At 43.1% G+C, this 19,297-nt stretch carries 22 protein-coding genes; 14 read left to right on the forward strand and 8 right to left on the reverse strand.

The annotated features are described in order from the left end of the window. Positions 1 to 26: 26 nt before the first annotated feature. The 4 genes from DUN60_RS19750 to DUN60_RS19765 all read left to right on the forward strand — a co-directional run bounded on the left by DUN60_RS19750 (position 27) and on the right by DUN60_RS19765 (position 2,007). Positions 27 to 365: a zinc ribbon domain-containing protein YjdM gene (locus DUN60_RS19750; RefSeq protein WP_004731484.1), complete on the forward strand. Its 339-nt coding sequence runs from the start codon at positions 27 to 29 to the stop codon at positions 363 to 365. A 135-nt stretch (positions 366 to 500) separates the two neighbouring features. Further along, positions 501 to 923: an N-acetyltransferase gene (locus tag DUN60_RS19755; RefSeq protein WP_114635187.1), complete on the forward strand. Its 423-nt coding sequence runs from the start codon at positions 501 to 503 to the stop codon at positions 921 to 923. Between the two features lie 51 nt (positions 924 to 974). Then, positions 975 to 1,469, forward strand: coding sequence for a GNAT family N-acetyltransferase (locus DUN60_RS19760; protein WP_114635189.1), 495 nt, complete (start codon positions 975 to 977; stop codon positions 1,467 to 1,469). A 106-nt stretch (positions 1,470 to 1,575) separates the two neighbouring features. After that, positions 1,576 to 2,007, forward strand: a complete 432-nt coding sequence (locus DUN60_RS19765) for a GNAT family N-acetyltransferase (RefSeq protein ID WP_114635767.1) — start codon at positions 1,576 to 1,578, stop codon at positions 2,005 to 2,007. 68 nt (positions 2,008 to 2,075) lie between these two features. Here the strand turns inward: DUN60_RS19765 and DUN60_RS19770 are convergent, their stop codons facing one another. Further along, on the reverse strand, positions 2,076 to 2,687 hold the full coding sequence (locus DUN60_RS19770; RefSeq protein ID WP_114635191.1) for a LysE family translocator: 612 nt from the start codon (positions 2,685 to 2,687) through the stop codon (positions 2,076 to 2,078). A gap of 101 nt (positions 2,688 to 2,788) precedes the next feature. Here DUN60_RS19770 and DUN60_RS19775 point away from each other — a divergent pair, with 101 nt between their 5' ends. Next, positions 2,789 to 3,679: a LysR family transcriptional regulator gene (locus DUN60_RS19775; RefSeq protein WP_114635192.1), complete on the forward strand. Its 891-nt coding sequence runs from the start codon at positions 2,789 to 2,791 to the stop codon at positions 3,677 to 3,679. Between the two features lie 17 nt (positions 3,680 to 3,696). On the opposite strand, the gene DUN60_RS19780 is transcribed toward DUN60_RS19775, so the two are convergent. Then, a complete protein-coding gene (locus DUN60_RS19780) occupies positions 3,697 to 4,977 on the reverse strand; it encodes a helix-turn-helix transcriptional regulator (protein ID WP_114635193.1) in 1,281 nt (426 codons plus the stop codon). 20 nt (positions 4,978 to 4,997) lie between these two features. Between DUN60_RS19780 and DUN60_RS19785 the strand changes: the two genes are divergently transcribed. Further along, on the forward strand, positions 4,998 to 7,004 hold the full coding sequence (locus DUN60_RS19785; protein ID WP_114635194.1) for a TonB-dependent siderophore receptor: 2,007 nt from the start codon (positions 4,998 to 5,000) through the stop codon (positions 7,002 to 7,004). A 210-nt stretch (positions 7,005 to 7,214) separates the two neighbouring features. Here the strand turns inward: DUN60_RS19785 and DUN60_RS19790 are convergent, their stop codons facing one another. The 6 genes from DUN60_RS19790 to DUN60_RS19815 all read right to left on the reverse strand — a co-directional run bounded on the left by DUN60_RS19790 (position 7,215) and on the right by DUN60_RS19815 (position 13,158). Continuing rightward, positions 7,215 to 8,159, reverse strand: a complete 945-nt coding sequence (locus DUN60_RS19790; protein WP_114635195.1) for an ADP-ribosylglycohydrolase family protein — start codon at positions 8,157 to 8,159, stop codon at positions 7,215 to 7,217. 192 nt (positions 8,160 to 8,351) lie between these two features. Further along, positions 8,352 to 9,278: an amino acid ABC transporter permease gene (locus DUN60_RS19795; protein WP_114635196.1), complete on the reverse strand. Its 927-nt coding sequence runs from the start codon at positions 9,276 to 9,278 to the stop codon at positions 8,352 to 8,354. Positions 9,279 to 9,408: 130 nt separating this feature from the next. Continuing rightward, positions 9,409 to 10,218 (reverse strand): transporter substrate-binding domain-containing protein, encoded by an 810-nt coding sequence (locus DUN60_RS19800; protein ID WP_114635197.1) that lies wholly within the window; start codon positions 10,216 to 10,218, stop codon positions 9,409 to 9,411. A gap of 12 nt (positions 10,219 to 10,230) precedes the next feature. After that, positions 10,231 to 11,028, reverse strand: a complete 798-nt coding sequence (locus DUN60_RS19805; RefSeq protein ID WP_114635198.1) for an amino acid ABC transporter permease — start codon at positions 11,026 to 11,028, stop codon at positions 10,231 to 10,233. After that, entirely contained in the window at positions 11,028 to 11,774 is a 747-nt protein-coding gene (locus DUN60_RS19810) for an amino acid ABC transporter ATP-binding protein (protein WP_114635199.1), read from the reverse strand. Before DUN60_RS19810 ends, DUN60_RS19805 begins: the two co-directional genes overlap by 1 nt. A 235-nt stretch (positions 11,775 to 12,009) precedes the next feature. Next, on the reverse strand, positions 12,010 to 13,158 hold the full coding sequence (locus DUN60_RS19815; protein WP_114635200.1) for an iron-containing alcohol dehydrogenase: 1,149 nt from the start codon (positions 13,156 to 13,158) through the stop codon (positions 12,010 to 12,012). A 193-nt stretch (positions 13,159 to 13,351) separates the two neighbouring features. Here DUN60_RS19815 and DUN60_RS19820 point away from each other — a divergent pair, with 193 nt between their 5' ends. The 8 genes from DUN60_RS19820 to DUN60_RS19850 all read left to right on the forward strand — a co-directional run bounded on the left by DUN60_RS19820 (position 13,352) and on the right by DUN60_RS19850 (position 19,269). Continuing rightward, the gene (locus DUN60_RS19820; RefSeq protein ID WP_114635201.1) at positions 13,352 to 14,236 is read left to right on the forward strand and encodes an AraC family transcriptional regulator; all 885 of its coding nucleotides are present in this window, start codon (positions 13,352 to 13,354) and stop codon (positions 14,234 to 14,236) included. Between the two features lie 210 nt (positions 14,237 to 14,446). Next, a complete protein-coding gene (locus DUN60_RS19825; RefSeq protein ID WP_054545602.1) occupies positions 14,447 to 14,911 on the forward strand; it encodes a GNAT family N-acetyltransferase in 465 nt (154 codons plus the stop codon). A 198-nt stretch (positions 14,912 to 15,109) separates the two neighbouring features. After that, positions 15,110 to 15,460, forward strand: a complete 351-nt coding sequence (locus DUN60_RS19830; RefSeq protein ID WP_114635202.1) for a hypothetical protein — start codon at positions 15,110 to 15,112, stop codon at positions 15,458 to 15,460. A gap of 100 nt (positions 15,461 to 15,560) precedes the next feature. Further along, entirely contained in the window at positions 15,561 to 16,040 is a 480-nt protein-coding gene (locus DUN60_RS19835; RefSeq protein WP_244212246.1) for a GNAT family N-acetyltransferase, read from the forward strand. Positions 16,041 to 16,618: 578 nt separating this feature from the next. After that, a complete protein-coding gene (locus DUN60_RS19840) occupies positions 16,619 to 17,866 on the forward strand; it encodes a RidA family protein (protein WP_114635203.1) in 1,248 nt (415 codons plus the stop codon). Positions 17,867 to 18,090: 224 nt separating this feature from the next. After that, complete coding sequence (locus DUN60_RS19845) at positions 18,091 to 18,447, forward strand: hypothetical protein (protein WP_114635204.1); 357 nt, start codon at positions 18,091 to 18,093, stop codon at positions 18,445 to 18,447. A gap of 94 nt (positions 18,448 to 18,541) precedes the next feature. Beyond that, positions 18,542 to 18,691 (forward strand): hypothetical protein, encoded by a 150-nt coding sequence (locus DUN60_RS24605; RefSeq protein WP_167409373.1) that lies wholly within the window; start codon positions 18,542 to 18,544, stop codon positions 18,689 to 18,691. 113 nt (positions 18,692 to 18,804) lie between these two features. Beyond that, on the forward strand, positions 18,805 to 19,269 hold the full coding sequence (locus DUN60_RS19850) for an acyltransferase (protein ID WP_114635205.1): 465 nt from the start codon (positions 18,805 to 18,807) through the stop codon (positions 19,267 to 19,269). The last annotated feature ends 28 nt before the right edge of the window (positions 19,270 to 19,297 follow it).

Consider the following 19,297-nt stretch of genomic DNA (forward strand, 5'->3'; position numbering starts at 1 on the left):
ATTCTATTTAAATGAAGTATTAACGTATGTCTTTACCTCCTTGTCCGCAATGCCAATCTGAATATGTCTACCCAGATCAAAACAACCTAATCTGCCCTGAGTGTGCCTATGAGTGGAACCCAGAAGAAGAGCGTTTAGAAAGAGAAGCCGCGCGTGTTAAGGACGTAAATGGAGTTGTATTGGAAAGTGGCGATAAAGTTACCTTCATTAAAGATTTAAAAATAAAAGGCAGTTCTTCTGTACTGAAAATCGGCACTAAAGCCGTAATCAGACGAATCAATGAAGGCAAAGACCATCAGTTAGATTGCAAGCTTGATGGTGGCGGTGAAATGCTGGTTACGGCGAAGTACGTTAAGAAGCAATAGCGGCCAATGGTATTGTTCTATCATTGCCGTTCAATAATTCTGACTGAGACATTGTCGTAAATCTTCAATAACTTTACGTGGCTTCTCGGCATACTTGTTCGCCTATTAAACAGCATTAATTGCCTGAGAATTAAGATGATTAGAGAGTACAACCCCGCTGATATTGAAGCCGTTTTAGATATTTGGTTAACCGCCTCGATCAAGGCGCATGACTTTGTGGCTCCTGAGTTTTGGGAGTCGAAAGTGGGTAATATGCGCGACATATACATGCCTGCATCAACAACTTACGTGTATCAAGTAGACGGCGAGGTTCGTGGCTTTTGTTCGCTTTATGAAGGTATCTTAGCTGCGATCTTTGTTAGCCCGCAGCATCAAGGCTGTGGCATTGGGAAACAGCTCATGCAACATGCCAAGCTTGAATGCCCTAATTTGTCTTTGAATGTGTATAAAGAGAATCAAGCGACCATTGATTTCTACCTTTCTCAAGGCTTTAACATCGTAAGTGAACAAGCCGAAGAGCACACAGGGCACCAAGAGTATACCATGCATCTAGCCTAGCGTTGGGCTTAGTGAATAGTCAGACAAGTATTAGGTAGGAATAGAAGTTATATGGATATAGTCAAAGCAGACATGGCGCACTCAAATGCGTTCCACCATTATGTAAAAGCTTGTATCGATGATGGACTCGAAATCTATACCGGTATTTCTGATGGCAGCGATGCGTATTTAAAAAGGCGAGTCGCTTATTCAAAAGGTGAGGAACTGCCAGAAGGTTGGACGCCTGCTTCTACGTATTTTTGTATCGACTCTGGTCAAATCCTTGGTGTGATAAGAGTTCGTCATGGCACCAGTGAATACATTCATGACGTTATCGGACATATAGGCTACGAGACTTTGCCACAAGCGAGAGGGCGAGGTATCGCAAGTCATATGTTGTCTTGGGTTCAACGTCACGTACTGACTGAAAACGCTATTATTACCTGCGAGTACGGCAATATTGCTTCGCAGAAAGTGATTGAGAAGTGTGGTGGGCAGTTCTTAAATACCTTTTACTCAGAGCAAGATAAACACGAAGTTCTACGCTATCAACTAAACCCTAAATGAACACTGAAGCATGGCACCTTCCAATTCTCACTTGCTTGTAGATAGCGATCTTTTGGGAAATGAAGCCATTGTAGATTCTGATTCATTGATTATTGTTGGAGATATTTTGAAGTATTCGACAAGACCCGCTCAGTCATCAGATTATGAATTTTTGTTCGTGCTAAAAAAGGCGGCTGAATTTGAGCCAATCAAGGCTGTTTTTGGCTGGGATGAACAAATTCAACGAGATATACACGCCGAAGAGTGGGCAGAAGAACGCCCTGAAATCATTGAATATCAAGATAAAGCGATTGGCAGTGTGTTGTTGCAAGACAAGGGCGATCACTTCTATTTTTGCCGATTCTTTCTATTACCTGAATATCATGGTAAAGGCATTGGTAGCCAAGTATTGAAAGATTGTTTAACTAAGGCTGACAGCCTCAATAAACCCGTCGAACTTTGTTATCTACAAGGTAATCGAGTTGGGGAGTTGTACTTGAGGTTTGGCTTTGAAATCACCTCGCAAAACGACCAGTTTGTCTATATGTGGCGTCAGTAATTCCAAGCATTAGTTATTAACCTCAACGGCACAGTTCGCCATTGAGGTTTTTTGTTTTGGTTTTCAATTTAAAATTTAACCGCCAACAATGCCCCGAATGTCACTAATCCAACCCCACACGCTTGATTGAGTCTTTTCTTTGCTCGCAATAAATGCTTCTGCAATGTCTTTGAAGTAAACAGCATAGCGACAACGCCAAACCACAAGCCGTGAAGAACGATCATATAAAGCCCATAGCCGAGTGCGACATGTTGGTTCTCTGCATCAGGTGAGATGACTTGGCTGAAGATGCTTAAGAAGAACAACATGGTTTTTGGGTTGAGCACGTTACAAAAAAAACCTTGGGCTAAATAGCGCCAAACACTGGTGATTTGCTTTGCACCTTCCATAGGTGCAAGCTTGTTGTCCGCACTCAAGATACCTTTTAGTCCTAGATAAATAAGGTAGGCTGCACCTGCGTACCTGATCATGTCAAACAGCTGTTCATTCTGTGAGATTAAGTAACTGATCCCAAGCATTGAATAACTGATGTGAACACAAATGGCTAAACTCACACCTATTGCAGTCCAAATACCGGCTTGTCTACCTTGATTAACACTGTTCTTCAAAACTAAAACGAAATCAGCACCGGGGCTTATAACAATCAATAGTCCCAACACCGCTAAGCTCAACCACTCCATAAATACTCCAACTCTCTTATTTGATGAGCTGTCATTGTATGGTTTTTAATTGCTGCCTATAATCGAAATGCATTCCACCTATCTGTGAAAAAAAATCACACATGAGACATTTGAAAGCATTCCATATTTTCCACGTAGCAGCGCATTCGAGAAGTTACAGTGATGCGGCGGATAAACTCAATATCACACATGGCGCAGTGAGTAAGCAGATCAAGGTATTGGAAAATCACCTATCTCGCGCCTTGTTCTATAAGCAGGGTAGGAATGTGTGTCTCACCAAAGAGGGGGAATTACTCAAAGGTTACACAGAGCAAGCGTTCCAAGCCTTGGAGACTGGAGTCCATAAGCTTAATCAGCTGAATCATCAAGCGTTGGAGGTTTCATGCGAACCCACATTGACCATGCGTTGGTTAATGCCTCGACTTGGTGATTTCTATAACGAATCTGGAATTGATGTTCGCTTGTCTACGGCGGGTGGGCCTGTGACATTAGGCGCAACTGGATTAGATATGGCGATTCGCCGAGATGACTTTAAATTAACCGAGAGTTACAAACAGATACCGTTAGTCGAAGAGTGGGTAGGCCCTGTGTGCTCGCCGGATTATTGGCAACAGGTTAAAGATAATCTAGCCGATGTAAAACTGCTTCACAGCAGTACGCGGCCAGATGCGTGGAGTCATTGGGCGTTTATCACTGAAGGCACAGTAAATAGCGGAGAGTTGTCAAAAGCTCGAGCGAACCAAACATTTGCACACTTCTACTTTTGCTTTCAGGCGGCTGTTGATGGCTTAGGGGCTGCGCTTGGGTCTTATCCTTTAGTTGCCGATGATCTTGAAAGAGGTAACTTGATCGCGCCGTTTGGTTTTGTACCTTCTGGTCACCAGTACATACTGCTCACACAAAACGGCGAGTATGGTCAGCCAGAAAACCCGTTTGTGACTTGGCTGAGGGGTGAGTTGTCGCAGTGTGTTCCAGTTATCAAAAACACATAGACTCCTTACATCAGGAGCTAGTTACCCCTTGATACAGAGTGTTTAGCAAGCGTATGAGGTGGAACACCGAACGCTTTCTTAAATGCATTGGTGAAATTTGAAGGGTGTTGATAACCCGCTTCATAGGCTGCCTCGGTTATTGAAACCAAGCCACGCTCTAAGTGTTGACGCGCGATATCTAAGCGGCGGTGGCGAATGTAGCCGTTGATCGTCAGGTTGTAAGACTGCTTAAATCGACGTTGTAAGTTAGAGATACTCATTGAGAATCGATTTGCGATGCTTTCAAGGCTGAGTGGCTTATCTAGATTGATTTCGATGTAGCTGATGATGTCTTCAATCTTGGCATCGAACCCTTTTTCAGTCGAAACTTGGTTATCGTTTTGGTCAAAGCCAACGTTCTGCTCCGTGCCGTTTGGACTAGCGTTAATGCCCTCAGAAGTGCACTCGTGGCAACATTGAATCGGCATCTGAGACAAGGTTTGAGCGAGCAATTGTTGGGTTAGCGTCTCGACGACGAGTTTGTCTTGAAAGTTAGTCGGTGTCGCTTGGCTGGTTAATCTGTTGGTGAGTTGAATGATGTCAGCGTTGAACTGCACATCGTAAAACGCCTTGTGCGAATCTAAGAATGATTTGCTTGAACAGTGGTCACTTAAACGTGGTTTTACCCATTGTGGCTTAACCAAGATGTTGATCTTATTCATCTTGTTATCTTGAATTAACGAGCGCCTAAAGTTGGCAGGCTTGGCAAGGTTCACCACCACGCCTTGTGGCCCATTACTGGCATCGAGATCGAACTCAAGATCGTCATAGCCAAAGGTGAGTTTCCCTTCGAGAAGAATCGTAATCAAGATCGCTGAGTGAGCGGTTGAAACGATGTTACTGTCGACCAATTCAATACAGCGACCGCCATGAACAAAGATTTGGTCATTGTATTGGTAAGAAAGGAATTTGCCCTCAGCAAGTGATGTCTGCTTGGTTTGGCCTTGTGTCACGATGATCTGCTTTTCAGTCTGTTCTAGCTTCTTGGTCAGAGCCACTTTTTTAGTTAACGTAGGTTTGTTCGTTAGCATAGGTTTGTTTGTTAACGCAGGCTTCTTTGTTAATACTGGTTTGTTTGTTAACACAGCTTTCTTGTTTAATTCGACTCTTGCAGCCACAGCCGTTTCGGCAAGTTTAGTTTGCTTTGATGTTACTTCACTCATTTGACCGTTCCTCATAACATCTGTGCGTTTTTGCATAAGAAAATCATCTGTGCATTCATAAATTACAACTCTATCATGTTTGATAATTATTATCATTTACATCTAGGATTGAATTTATGGAAAGCCCCGTCAGCTCAACAATCAAGCTTTCAGCCCTCTGTATTGCTATTGCCAGCGTGTTTAGCAGCCCTGTAACTGCAGAAGAGAACACATCGCACTTTGGTGAAGTTGTGGTGTGGGGAACGAGAGTATCAAGCAACACTGAATCGATCATTGCCGATAACATGTCACTCAAGCAAGCTGACCATATGTCAGATCTTCTGCGTGAGATTCCCGGTGTTGATGTTGGGGGAACGCACTCGGTGAACCAACGAATTACCATCCGTGGCTTAAGCGAAACTGACTTAGACATTCGACTCGATGGTGCTTCTCAGCACGCCAATATGTTCCACCATATCGGTAACCTCACTCTTAATCCTGACATCTTGAAATCAGCTGATATCCAAGTGGGTAACAATTCGGTGACGCAAAATGGACTAGGCGGTTCAGTATTGTTTGAAACCAAAGATGCCAAAGACATGCTTCGTTATGACGAGAGTTTTGGCGCTCGTGTTTATGGCGGTTACGCAACCAACGCAAGCCAGCAAGGTTCACTCACTGTGTATGGTTTGTTGTCAGATAACGTCGATGCGATGCTTTACAGTCATTACATGAGTCGTGATAACTTCGAAGACGGCGCCGGCAATGAAACCTTTGGGTCAGAAGGCGATGTTTACAACATTCTCGGTAAGATTGGTTTTGAACCGAGTGACTTACACCGCTTTGAACTCTCTTATGATCTCTACCGTGATAGTGGTGATTACAGCCCGCGTCCAGATATGTCAGGTGGTGCTAACGAAGGCTTGTCTAGCGACATCCTGATTCCAACTGATTATGACCGTGACACTATTACTGCAAGTTATGAGCTACGTGGCGAAAGTCATCAAGGTAACGTCATTCTGTACAACACAGAGACCGAGATTCAGCGTGATGAAAGTGTTATGGCACCGCGTTGGCCATCGAACCGCTTATCTAACAATACAGCGAAAAACCAAAACTTTGGCCTGAATGCTAAGTTCCAATCGGACTATCGCCTGATGTCGTTTAATAATATCGCGACTTATGGCTTTGACTACATGGACAAGTCATCGAGCAGCTATTACGGCAGCAGTAAGTTTATGGATGAGTCAGCAATTTCTACCGCACTTTTTGTTGAAGACCAGTTCTACTTTACTCAAGCCTTTTCGATCACTGCAGGTGTTCGTTTTGATGATTACCAGCGTAAAGCCGAAACAGGAAACGATGACTTTGACGACGTAACATGGTCGTTGGCAACGCAATGGGATGTGACCCAAGATTGGACGCTGTTCGCGAGCACCCGTTCACTGTTCAAAGGACCCGAGTTGATGGAGACCTTTATTGCTTACCAAGACGCAGCGTTCTTAGCTGACGACATTAAGGCTGAAACCGGGCAGAACACGCAAGGTGGTGTGCGCTTCGGTAAACGTTTAGATAACCACTTTATTGGCGCAAACCTAACTGTATTCCAAACCAATATTGATGATTACATTGCCGAAGAGTATCAACCCGTAAACCAGAGTTACTTGATTTACAACTTAGGTGACGTCGAGATAAAGGGCTTTGAGGCGAGCTTGTCTTACGGTTACGAGATGTTTAACAGTAAGCTTTCTTATGCGCTTTCAGAGACTAAAAATAAGGAAACAGGCGGTGCAGTCGCGGGTGGTAATGGTCGCAGCATTGATATGGGTGACAGCATCACGCTAACACTCGATTATCAGTCTGAAGCTCTTGAGACGATCTTTGGATGGAACTCAATGTTTGTTAAAGACGAAGACAATGTATTCGATGGTCAGCCGATGAAAGAAAGCTATGACGTTCATAACCTGTATGCTCAGTGGGTGCCATCAAATGTGGATGGATTGTCTGTCACCTTTGGTATCGATAACGTGTTTGATGGGCAATACACCTCACACGCGTCTCGTTCGGGTACAGCAAGAGGCTTTACCTTGGATGACTATGAACCAGGTCGTAACTACAAGCTTTCCGCTGCGTATCAGTTCTAGAGAAGGTTCTAGAGAAGGTTCTAGTTCTCAGGGTTGGTTAGCTCAATAAACTGGCGGTCGTAGGGATCCGCAAAGTTTATTGACCAAAACTGAAGCTATTCCTTTAAGTCATTCTTTTAAGTGATTACTTTAGGTGGCTAGTGAAAAGAAAAGCGCCTTTCGAGCTCTTGAGCAAGAAAGGCGCTTTGCCTTGTTCGTTATTACGGCAAATCACTCAATAGGCAAAGACAGCACGCCGCCATTGAGTTCGACTTGTTTTAGCCATTCGGATGGAATTTCGCCATCTTCTTCGTAGAAACACGCCGCTAATACAGCGCCAATCACAATCGCACGCCCGCAGCTGTCACCGCCACATAAGATATTGTCTCGAATACCTTGTTTATAGCTCTGAGCACCCGCAATGATGCGAATCAGCAAGGGAAATGCGGCACTCAGTTCACAATGCAATCCGAACTTCTTCGCGGCATCTGTTATTGAAAGTTCGGGATCAGCCAAAGCCATGTCGATTTGGTCGTGTACAAACTTGCTACAGGTTTGTCGCACCATTTCTACCGACTGCAATGGCGAGTTGCCTTGAATTGCCGCTTGAACCAATAGGGTGATGGCTTGCGCCCACTCCACTGCTTTGTCGTTATTGTTAGTGACTCGCACCGCACTCTCTACCATGGCTGGTAAAGTGTGAGAGGTGTAAGTACACGCCACCAATGGGATGATCTTTGAGACTGCGGGAAGTTGCGTATCGTCTGCGCCACAGGCAGTAATCGGGGCGTCCTCTAGTTCTAATTGATGGATGTTCAGCAAGCTCATGCGCGTCGCTTTATCAATGTAGCCTTGCCAACTGCCGCCAAAATCAAACCAGAAGCGGAAATGTTGAATATAGTTCGCTTCATCGTATTTTTGGTTTTCGACTAAGCTGTCGACCATCGCCAGTAACTGAGCACCATATTGCGATTGCTCACCTGCGGTTTTACCTTGGTGCGCAAAGTAGCCTTTGTCTTGATAATCGAACCGATTCGGTGAGCGAAACTCAGGCTCAAAACCAGCCACGTGTAAGATCCTCTCTTGGTCATACAGCCAGTGCAGCCCCATTGAAGCTGCGTCTCCAACCAATGCGCCAACAACGGCGTAAAAAGCTCTTTCTTTATGATTGTCCATGTTGAGCAATGTCCTTGAGATGAATCAACGTAGTTCGGTACGTTAAGTATAGTGATTAGGCGAGTATTTTGCTGTGTTTCTAAGAAGAAATATGAAGGGATAAATCCTGATTGGTCAACAGCTTAAACCAATCAGGTAAAATTGATAAGGGCAATGAATGGTCGGGCGATTTGGTACTTTTGATTAATGACGTTACTGGTGGTTAAGGTAAGCACTAGAACGTTGCTCAATCACTTTGAACAGACGCGAAAGTGCAAAGCACAAAGCAAAATATACGAAGCCTACAATCAGCCAGATCTCAAAGATCAAACCTGAGGAGTTTGCCATCTCAGTGCCAACAAACGTCATCTCTTGGATCGAAATCAGAGACACAATTGACGTGTCTTTAACCAAGGAGATTGCTTGGCCAGCCAAAGGCGGTGTGATAGCCGTTAATACCTGTGGACCGACCACAAATCGATACTTAGACAATGCAGACAGACCGAGTGAATCGGCCGCTTCCCATTGGCCTTTAGGAATACCTTCTAAGCCAGCTCTAATCACTTCAGCAATATAAGCAGAAGAGAGCAAGCCAATACAGATAACACCAGACGCCAAGTTTTCCCAAAGGTTAGCTGGGCCGAACAGGAAATCTTGAACAGCGTTAATCTCGCCATTGTGTTCACGTAAAATGCTTTCTAAACCAAGCAATGGGATCAGTTGGTTAGAAACAAAGAAGTAAAAGATAAAGACAAACACCAGCGGCGGAATATTACGAACCAACTGAATAAAAATCAGTGCCGGTGTTTTGAAAAAAGCGATCTTTGAGTGTCTTGCTACACCTAACAATGTGCCAAAAGAGAGTGCTAACACCATACTCCATAAACTTAAGCGCAGCGTTGCGATCAAGCCTTGGAAAAAATAGGGAATACTGCCTTGAGAAGGCGGAATAAAAATTAGTGTAAACGCATCTTCCCAGCGCCACTGGTAATTAATACCAACAGCAGAACGATAATAAAGCCAGCCTGCAAACACACAAATAACAGCGAGTAACACGCCATCTAAAAGATTAAGGCGTTGATACCAAGGCTTCATATGAACGTTGGGCTTAGGTGTTGTCAATGCGCTAGTACTACTCACGTCATTCCTGTTTAAATAATAATTAGTATGCTGTTTTGTTGAGTTTTAGATCATCAATAAAGCGAATCAAGTTGCCGAGTCGAGGCAGTGCAGACAACGCACAGCCTCGATTCACTAGCAAAAGTTTTGATTACTGACCTTGAGCAATCTGGTCTTGCCAATCTAGAGTAGAGAACCAGTACTCGTAACGCTCTTTCAACCAACCGTCTTCAGTGCGTGCTTTGATCCATTCGTTGAAGAATTTTGCCTTGTCAGTTTCACCTAGGCGAACTGCAAATGCTTCGTTACCTTTTGATAGACGTTCTTCAAATGGAATAAATAGCGTGTCTGCGTTTTTGATCGTTTCGTGTTCTGGTTTCGGGCTAGACGCGATAACCGCGTGTGCGTTGCCGTTCAACACTTCTTGGAATGCTTGAGCATCGTCATCGAACTGTAGAACTTTCGCTTTAGGGAAGGTTTCACGAGCGACTTGAACCGTGAATGCTCCACGACGTGCTGCAATTTTTACGCGGCGAGAATCAAAATCAGATATCTGAGTAAAACCTTTCGCTAGCTCTTTATTAGCCGCCAGTTGAACGCCAGAGTGCGAGTAAGGTTCAGTAAACAATACGCTTTTCGCACGAGCTTCAGTGATAGACATACCGCCGATGATCACATCAAATTTCTTCGATAATAGAGAAGGGATAATGCCGTCCCATGCCGTAGGTACAAATTCGACTTTCCAACCAGAATCTTCGGCAAGGCGTTTCGCCACGTCGATTTCAAAGCCAACGAGATCGCCTTGTTTGTTACGCATCGCCCAAGGAACAAATGTCGACATACCAACGCGCAGTGAGCCACGTTCGTTGATTTTATCGAGGTTAGGCGTTTCAGAAGCAAGTGCAGGCAAACTTACGGCAAGCGCAAGTAGGGCTGTAATCGCGGTTTTAAATAGCTTCATGCTGATAAATCCTTATTGTGTTCGCCAGTTAGCTCCGAGCTTATGCTCAAGCCAAGCAGCAACGGCAGAAAGTGAAAGTGTAAGTGCAAGATAAATGATCGCCACAGAGAACCAGATCTCAAATGGCATCGCGGTTTCAGAAACAATGTTTCTGGCTTCAGTTGTCAGGTCAAAAATAGCCATGACACTCACAATTGAAGAGTTTTTAATAAGAGAGATCACTTCATTGGTCAAAGGTGGCAAGGTGCGTTGTACCACCTGAGGAAGAATCACATCCCAGTAAGTATAGGTCTTTGATAAGCCCAAGGATTGAGCTGCTTCAAATTGTCCTCTCGCAATACCATTTAAACCGGCACGAAATATCTCAGCGGTGTAAGCGCCTTGGAAAAGTGCCAAGGCTAAAACGGCAGTACTAAAGCGATCCAGCCCTAATACGGGGCCAAACACAAAATAGAGCAAATAAATTTGTACTAACAACGGCGTGTTACGAATCAACTCAACATAGCTGGCTGCTAAGGTGCGTCCAACCACAGAATTTGAGTTTCTCAATAGCGCTGTCGTTAAACCAATGATCAGCGTAGCTAGCAAAGAAATCAAAGAGATATTGATGGTAACCAGTAGCCCTTCAACTAATTCGGCAGGCCACCATTCACCATCTTCATAGAAAGCAATATAGTCCGGCACACGCTCCCATTGCCAGCTGTATCCCATGGTTTGTGCGCCAGAATCAAGGATCCAGACAACCGCAGCCACGAGCACAATAATTTGTACCAAAGCGGATAGGGCGGGTTTAATAATTCGAATCAACATCAATAAGTCAGGATCTGATTTAGGAACGCTTGAGTACGTTCATGTTGCGGGTTTTCAAAAAGCGCTTGAGGCGTATTAGATTCCACAATTTGCCCTTCATCCATGAAGATAACGCGGTCGGCCACTTGTTTCGCAAAGCCCATTTCGTGGGTCACACACACCATGGTGATACCTTCGCTCGCCAGTTCAACCATCACGTCGAGCACTTCGTTGATCATCTCCGGATCAAGCGCTGAAGTTGGTTCATCAAAAAGCAGCAATTCAGGCTTCATGCACAGTGAACGTGCGATAGCCACTCGTTGTTGTTGGCCACCAGAAAGTTGTACAGGGTATTTGTTGGCTTGTTCTGCAATGTGTACGCGTTCGAGATAGTGCATTGCAATCTTCTCGGCTTCTTGTTTGCTTTTTTTAAGCGTACGAATCGGCGACAGAGTTAGGTTCTCAAGCACAGTAAGATGGGGGAATAAATGAAAGTGCTGGAACACCATTCCGACTTGACCTGGTGTGCTGAACTTGCTCGGAAGTACTTGCTCTAGCACTGAAAGATCGCCACTTTCGAAAGGTTCTAGCTGATTGATACAGCGGATTAAAGTTGATTTCCCCGAACCTGATGGCCCGCAAATCACCACTATTTCTCCCTGTTCAATATTTAAATCGATATCCTTTAGGGCATGAAAATCACCATACCACTTGTTAAGTGACTTAAACTTAACCATTTCCTTGAGATTGTTCAAATCGTTGTTCATACCTAGTAAAGAGACAGGTTTACCTTACCAATATAGAAATCTGAATGCACATAAAATTAAGGACTTATGAGAATTTAATAGCATCTTGTAGGGCAAATTAAAAAGCAGCGCCTGATTTGGACGCTGCTTGAGGATATACGCAAGGGCAAAGAATTTGGTTCAGTTTCACGGAATAAATTTTTAGATTCTGGTGATTTTCTTTAGAACCTTGTTTTCCTTGCTCTAATTTTGACCGCTATTGAATCGCAGACTCTAGAATCTCGCGTGTTTTCTGAGGCGTGATTGCTTTGTTCTCGCCAAGCTCTAGGTAACCGTGTGATTCAAGTTGAGCAACAACGTTGTCGATTGCTGCCGCTTTAGTTGCTTCGTAACCGTCGAACATGGTTGGAACGTCTAGGCTGTGGTAGAAGGCTTCGATTGCATCAATAGTGCGCTCTGCTAAATCCGCACCCGCTTCTAGGCCAAATACGTTACGACCCATTTGCTCTAGCTTGCCACGCTTCGCTTCGATTTGATTACGAAGTAGTGAAGGTTGAACAATCGCAAGAGAACGTGCGTGGTCTACGTGCCATAGTGCTGTGAATTCGTGGCCAATCATATGTGTTGCCCAATCTTGAGGAACGCCGGTACCAATCAGGCCGTTAAGCGCTTGGTTTGCAGTCCACATTAGGTTTGCACGCCATGCGTCGTTGTCACGCTCGTCGTATTGCTTACCCAGTACAAGTAGGTTCTTAAGCAGTGTTTCTGCGTAACCGTCTTGAACCATCGCGTCTGTTGGCATTGTGATGTATTGCTCACATACGTGAACCCACGCATCAACTAAGCCGTTGATCAGTTGGCGCTCTGGCAGAGACTTCATTACATCTGGGTCCATAACCGCAAACTTAGGCTGTACCGCAGGGTTCATGAATGCCAGTTTCTCTTGAGTTTCTTTACGAGTGATTACCGCACCCATGTTAGATTCAGAACCTGTCGCAGGAAGTGTCAGTACCGCACCAATTGGTGTCGCTTCTGTTACTTGGTGTTTACCCGCTAGGATATCCCAACCGTCGCCGTCATATTTAGCCGCTGCAGCAACGTACTTAGAGCCGTCGATTACTGAACCACCGCCAACAGCGATAATGAATTCTACGTTTTCTTCTTTAACAAGAGCGACGGCTTTGTCTAGCGTCTCTTTGGTTGGGTTTGCTTCAACGCCAGCGAACTCAATCCAAGCGTGATCCTTTAGAGAAGCGACAACTTGGTCGTAAACACCGTTGCTTTTGATTGAACCGCCACCGTAGATGACTAGTACTTTCTTAGAAGTATCAACCGCTTGGTTGATAGCGTTGATTTGGCCTTGGCCGAAGTGGATAACGGTAGGGTTAACATAAGTGAATTGCATTAGAGATTCCTTGTGTAAAGCTCAATTTGTTATTTTATTTGATTGCTCAATTTCTATATTTGCATATTAGTACAGTAATCTAGGGTGATGAAGAGCTGATCCTCCAAATAAATTGCCTATTTCTACAAACTTGATATTCTTTCTCCGCTTTAGCTTGCTTACTCTTAGCACTTGGAATGGAAAGTCGCCACTTATGAAAACACTCGCGCAGTTATTACAGTCTTATGTAGAACACAAAGGTTGGGATGATCTCGAAGGGATCAGAGAAACTGAAATTGGCGGTGTGTGGTTGTATAGAAGCAGTGGCGGGAATCAGCGTCAGCCATTCACTTACCAGTCGGGTATTATCATGCTCGGGCAGGGAAAAAAGAATATCTACATTGGCGACAGACCCGTTACTTACGCCGCAGGCGATTACCTTGTGGTAGGTGTACCAATGCCATTGGAGTGTGAAGCCTTGCCTGTAAATGGCGAACCATTGCTTGGTTTATCGATCAGTATCGACTCTCAGCGCTTACATAGCTTAGTCAAAAAGCTAGAAGACCAAGGCTTTCTAGAGAGCTACTGCAACAAGCACAAGCAGAATTCGAGCGGCTTAGAATCGACGCGAATGGAAGAGCAAATGCTGGAGAGCCTTACTCGATTGGTCAAAACTCTACATTGTGACATTGAAGCCAATATATTGGGAGATGCCATGGTGACGGAGATTGTCTACCGTGCATTAACAGGTTCAGAAGGGCGTGTGCTGTTTGATTTAGCTCATCATGACGGACACTATGCGCGTGTCGCTAAAGCGCTGTCTAAAGTGCATGAAGAGTACGACCAAACCATCACTGTTCAATCGCTTGCTGACGAAGCCAACATGAGTGTGTCTGCGTTCCACAACGCCTTTCGTAACGTAACGTTCGAATCACCGCTGCAATACTTGAAGAAGGTCAGGCTCAACAAAGCCAAAGAGCTGATTCAGCTAGAAGGCCTTCGCATCAGCGATGCTGCTCGCCGAGTTGGCTACTCCAGTCCATCTCAATTCAGCCGCGAATTTAAGCGCCACTTCAATACTACTCCAAGAGCGGTTTAGTCTTTACTCAATATTTATGTCCCGAAACGTGCGGCATTTCATGTTATGCAATATTGTTTGTATATTTTAGTTGCCCGAAAAACAGATGTTTTATAAATATCTGTTATTAAACAACAAAACATAGTCGTCATGAGTAAGTTGTTAGGAAGGAATTTGCGTTCAAGCGTTAAACTTTTTGGACTAACGGCGATTATTCTCACGTGAGGAAATATGGACGTTCATTGTAAAATACTAGAAAGCAAAGATAGCCTTAAGTATCGCGCACTACGACTTGAGAGTTTGAAATTACATCCAGAATGCTTTGGCTCTGGTTACGAAGCCCAGTCAAAAATGCCAAAGTTATATTTTGAAGGACTAATTGAAGGTGCTTCTCAGGAAAGTGTCATGATCGGTGCATTTATCGGGGAAGAACTTGTCGGCCTATGTGGGCTAACACCTATTGATGATTCTTCTTTAGAAGTCATTCAAATGTTTGTTACTTCAAGCTCTAGAGGACGTGCTATCAGCATTAAAATGCTAAGTCTCGCTAAGCTTTTATTGGAGTCGCGCAATGAAGAAGAATTAAGACTCACAGTTTTTACTAATAATACTCACGCGATAAGCACGTACAACAAATCAGGTTTTGAGTGCTTGCAAACTTTAGGAAATGAGTCGGTAATGACTTTTAAACCTTGAACTCGAAAGCTTCACAAAAATGATTCAACACATATGGCGTTCTGAGCTTGACCGTGAGTTTATGAATTGGATGAGAAGTGAGGCTGGGTTGACTATGCGTGTTGTTTTTCAAGAATACACCAAAGTTGGAGTCTGTGATGACATTAGAAGATTTCCAGTCACAGCCGCTTAAATCATGTTGATACTCTAGGAGGTCTTTTGTTCGATTTATTGAAGAAAGTAGCATTGATTAATTTAACGGCAGCATTGGTTGTTCTGGCCTTATCTCAGTTTTTTCCTTTCTTTGCCACTACAAGAATCGTCGATTTCTTGTTTTTCGTGGTTATCGTCATTTGGGTTCTAGCCAAGTTAATGTGGGAAGGTGGTGTTCATAGTAAGACCACACGTCTTGATGACCCTATAACAGATAAAGTCTACAAAATGGTCGAAGGCCATGATTTTGATACAGACCAGCAAGAACATTATCGAATGAATTATCAAACAGGCCTAGTGTTATTTATTGCAGGCTTACCTGCTTTTATTACTTGCTTAGTTCTTCAATTTCTTTGAGTCACAGCAGAAAAAATGCGTCGCAACGGTACTTAATGCTTGGAATTTTTAGCTTGAAGTGTGTTTTGTGCATCCATGATATTTAAAGGTTCACCATAAGATGTTAGCTAACAAGGAAGTAATGGAAGAGTATTTGGAACTAGATATGCTCACGTTGGAGTCAATTTCTAAAGAAGCCGGGTTTCCGATCGAAAGAGATGTTTATTTGGCGTCACGTGCTGAATCAATTGAGCAGGGGTTACTTTTTGAATATCGTAGAGGCGACAAGTTAATTGGTTATACGACACTGCGTGATTTAGGCGATGGTCAGTGGTTTGTACCTATGTTTGTGGTACACCCAAACTATCGTAGTAAGGCGGCTTTCCTTTCTTTGTTTCGCTCCATTGCTGATAACCTAAAAAACAAACACTCAACTGTGTTAGTGAGTAATGTCCTACGTCTTAATGAGTTGTCGGTGCGGTTTCACAAGCATCTAGGTTTTGAGGTCACACGTGAAAACCATTTAGGCTACGAATTCTCGCTAGATTTAACGCCTGAAGTAAAAGACAAATGGTCAAGCTTCTTAGGCGCTCGTCGTTAATGTTTTGAAAATTACAGTGGCTACTTCTAGGCCGACTTATCGGATACCTTGAACGAACACAGTTGTCTTGTTGAATTAAGTGAGTAAATGTATCTAATTGTGGGCATTTTCAGTGTGTTGGTATTTGATTGTCGAGTATATTATTAACGTATTTATATAAAAATAGCTCTCTAAAATAATTAGTTAAACAGCCTAAGAGTTTATGCACGTATATAAGAGAGTAAGCTCAATAATTAGGCTAGTAAAAGAGTTATAGGACTTTTAGTGTGAACAACCTATCAAATATTATCTAAAATTTAGGAATTACTCATCGTATTCTCAGAGAGAGTATTCAGGATTATTGAATAGACTTAAAATTAAAGAGAATTTAGCAGTTGATAAAGCCTAGTGTTACGGATAATTAGTCGTTCGATGACTAATTATTCTGTAACTTGCTGATTTATAGTCAACTGAGAGTCTGATGGATATCACGTTTACCTTAAAATAATTCACTTAACATGGCGCTACTTTAATCATTCTTTCCAATACGATTGTTAAATATAAATACATATGCCTATTTTATTAAAAGGATAATACCGATGAGTAGCGATATCATTAAGATTTCAAGAAATACTGAAAATGCACCAATTAATTCTGTATCTACACAAACGGTCGCTTTTTCTCATTATAATAACTTTTCTGCTCAATTACCTGTTGATCCTAAATCAGGTCAAATAGTAACTGGTGATATTAAAGACCAAGCAACGCAATGCTTAAATAATATTAAAGCGATTGTTGAAAGCATCGACCATGTTATGGATGATGTCGTGAAGATTAATGTTTTCGTTAAGAATATTTCTGATATCGATGCTATTGATGAAGTTTACAAAAGCTTTTTCCACAACAGCCTTCCTACACGAACAGTCGTGGGTGTCGCTGCGCTACCGAACAGTGACGCTTTAGTTCAAATGGATGCTCTTATTTCAAACGGCGAAGGCACTAAACCACAAGCACCTTGCGCACTAGTTAAGGTATCAAGAAATACGGATAATGCGCCTCAAAGTGCTGTATCGACGCAGACTGCGGCTTTTTCTCACTACAACAATCTTTCAGCTCAGTTACCGATAGATGTAACCACAGGTGAGTTGGTTGATGGTGGTATCGAAGCGCAAACGGCCCAATGTCTATCAAACATTAAAGCTATTTTAGAAAGCATCGGACATGTCATGAATGATGTGGTTAAAACGACTATCTACGTAAAAAATATCGCAGATGCGGAAGTGGTAAATGAAGTATGTGCTAAATTCTTCCCAAGCTATGTTCCTGCTCGTACCGTTGTTAATGCCGCTGAATTACCAATGGGTGCTCTAATTCAAATTGATACATCCGTTTCACATGGCGACGGTACACCGCCGCAATTACCAGAAGACACTCGCTTACTGGTTATTGAAACCAATAATACTGCTGCTGCACCATTCGTGCCTTATTCGCATACTGTTGCTTTCTCTCACTACAATCATATTTCAGGCCAATTACCTTTAGACCCGAAAACAAATAAAATTGTTGCAGGTGGGGTAAAAGAACAAGCTGAGCAATGTTTAAAAAATATTAAGGCGATAATTGAAAGTGTTGACCATAGCATGGACGACACGGTGAAAATTAATATTCAACTTAAGGATATTTCAGATATTGATGCGGTAAACGAAATCTACACCGCATTCTTTAATGCTGATTTGCCGGCAAGAACCGTAGTAGGGGTTTCAGAAATCCCAATGAATGCTTTAGTACAAATTGATGCTGTTGTTTCTAACTGTGAAGGCACGCCTCCACAAGACGGTGTTGCTTAGAACCATTGAACCCCTTCGATAAAAGCAATTAAATTAAGGCTCTAGTTCCTAACAAGGAACCAGAGCCGATTCTCTGATTCGCGAACTCCATCCCAAGACGTAACCCCATCATTAAGCCTTGCTATACAGTTCATTCTAAACAAGCTTCTGCCCGACATATGGTGTTTATTGATGTGAAGTGTTTTAATATGAAAAACAGACGCTTAACGTAAGAATATCAGTTTATGCAATTTCGAGTTATTTTAATGCTGTGCCTAGCCCTGATGGGTTGTTCATCCAAACCTGAGCTAGCTCCTGACCCAAAAACTATCACTCTTTTTTATGGTGACATTTCGATTTCTTCGGGTGTTTTAGAAGATAAAACATTTAGTTCAGTGCTCGCGGATAGGGTTGAAAGCGTGACTTTTTCAGGGGCAATACGTAAGCAAGATTCTGGCTACTTCGTCGATATACTCGTGATTCGAGAAAAGAAAGAGCCGCGTTCAACACGACAACTAAACGCTTCGCTTGTTATGAAGCAGGGCGAATTAGTGGATGTTGGCGGCGTGAACAATGATGTATTTAGAGTAATCCTCGAGTAACAAAACTAAAGTGTTCAATTAATTTGAATTTTTGCTTTACCTCAACCTAACTTCAAGTCTTAAGCTTCTCTTACTCATTGAAAAGGAGCTTATTATGCAAAATAACTACGTGAGAGAACTCGCTGTTAAAACTTATCAAGAAGATCTTCAGAAAGAGTATGTAAAATCTAAAGCTCGCCCATTTCATGCCCCAAGTTTTATCGGATGCATACTGTTGTCAGTCGTGTTGGCTGGCTTGTTTTAACTGATGCAGAATCCTTGATCCATTACCAACTCTCAACATCTCAATTTGCTGCGCTTTAATGCTTACGGCACAATCGCTTAGGTTGAATTGTGACGCCAATGTCGAGAGGAAGTATGGCAAGTCCTAGAGTTTTAAAAGTGAAGGTTACTGATATTACGTGTGGTGAGAATGTCACCATCATCGAGCCGAGCAACGTTTATGGTTGTGAGTTTAAAGATGACGTGTTCGTTGGCCCTTTTGTCGAGATTCAAAAGAACTCTGTGATAGGCGAGAGGAGTAAGATTCAATCTCACACCTTTATTTGCGAGTATGTGACTATCGGAAGTGACTGCTTTGTTGGGCACGGGGTGATGTTTGCCAATGACTTGTTTAAAGATGGCAAACCAGATCCAAACCCAGAGAGTTGGGGACGCACTGTTATCGCAAATAACGTTACCATTGGTTCCAACGCGACAGTGTTGTCTGTCAGTGTTTGCGAAGGGGTGGTGATTGGTGCGGGAAGCGTTGTGACCAAAGACATCACCGAAAAAGGTATTTATGCGGGTAATCCAGCTAAGAAGCTAAGAGACTTACCGTAAATTTAAAACTGGTTATCTGTATGAATCG

The organism is Vibrio splendidus, from assembly GCF_003345295.1.
Taxonomy (GTDB): Bacteria; Pseudomonadota; Gammaproteobacteria; order Enterobacterales; family Vibrionaceae; genus Vibrio; species Vibrio splendidus_K.

Coding starts and splice junctions, on each gene's coding strand:
- DUN60_RS19750 (WP_004731484.1), top strand. CDS start 27: ATGTCTTTACCTCCTTGTCCGCAATGCCAATCTGAATATGTCTACCCA.
- DUN60_RS19840 (WP_114635203.1), top strand. CDS start 16,619: ATGAGTAGCGATATCATTAAGATTTCAAGAAATACTGAAAATGCACCA.
- DUN60_RS19760 (WP_114635189.1), top strand. CDS start 975: ATGGATATAGTCAAAGCAGACATGGCGCACTCAAATGCGTTCCACCAT.
- DUN60_RS19770 (WP_114635191.1), bottom strand. CDS start 2,687: ATGGAGTGGTTGAGCTTAGCGGTGTTGGGACTATTGATTGTTATAAGC.
- DUN60_RS19775 (WP_114635192.1), top strand. CDS start 2,789: ATGAGACATTTGAAAGCATTCCATATTTTCCACGTAGCAGCGCATTCG.
- DUN60_RS19850 (WP_114635205.1), top strand. CDS start 18,805: ATGGCAAGTCCTAGAGTTTTAAAAGTGAAGGTTACTGATATTACGTGT.
- DUN60_RS19820 (WP_114635201.1), top strand. CDS start 13,352: ATGAAAACACTCGCGCAGTTATTACAGTCTTATGTAGAACACAAAGGT.
- DUN60_RS19800 (WP_114635197.1), bottom strand. CDS start 10,218: ATGAAGCTATTTAAAACCGCGATTACAGCCCTACTTGCGCTTGCCGTA.
- DUN60_RS19810 (WP_114635199.1), bottom strand. CDS start 11,774: ATGAACAACGATTTGAACAATCTCAAGGAAATGGTTAAGTTTAAGTCA.
- DUN60_RS19835 (WP_244212246.1), top strand. CDS start 15,561: ATGTTAGCTAACAAGGAAGTAATGGAAGAGTATTTGGAACTAGATATG.
- DUN60_RS19805 (WP_114635198.1), bottom strand. CDS start 11,028: ATGTTGATTCGAATTATTAAACCCGCCCTATCCGCTTTGGTACAAATT.
- DUN60_RS19845 (WP_114635204.1), top strand. CDS start 18,091: ATGCAATTTCGAGTTATTTTAATGCTGTGCCTAGCCCTGATGGGTTGT.
- DUN60_RS19755 (WP_114635187.1), top strand. CDS start 501: ATGATTAGAGAGTACAACCCCGCTGATATTGAAGCCGTTTTAGATATT.
- DUN60_RS24605 (WP_167409373.1), top strand. CDS start 18,542: ATGCAAAATAACTACGTGAGAGAACTCGCTGTTAAAACTTATCAAGAA.
- DUN60_RS19825 (WP_054545602.1), top strand. CDS start 14,447: ATGGACGTTCATTGTAAAATACTAGAAAGCAAAGATAGCCTTAAGTAT.
- DUN60_RS19780 (WP_114635193.1), bottom strand. CDS start 4,977: ATGATAATAATTATCAAACATGATAGAGTTGTAATTTATGAATGCACA.
- DUN60_RS19790 (WP_114635195.1), bottom strand. CDS start 8,159: ATGGACAATCATAAAGAAAGAGCTTTTTACGCCGTTGTTGGCGCATTG.
- DUN60_RS19785 (WP_114635194.1), top strand. CDS start 4,998: ATGGAAAGCCCCGTCAGCTCAACAATCAAGCTTTCAGCCCTCTGTATT.
- DUN60_RS19815 (WP_114635200.1), bottom strand. CDS start 13,158: ATGCAATTCACTTATGTTAACCCTACCGTTATCCACTTCGGCCAAGGC.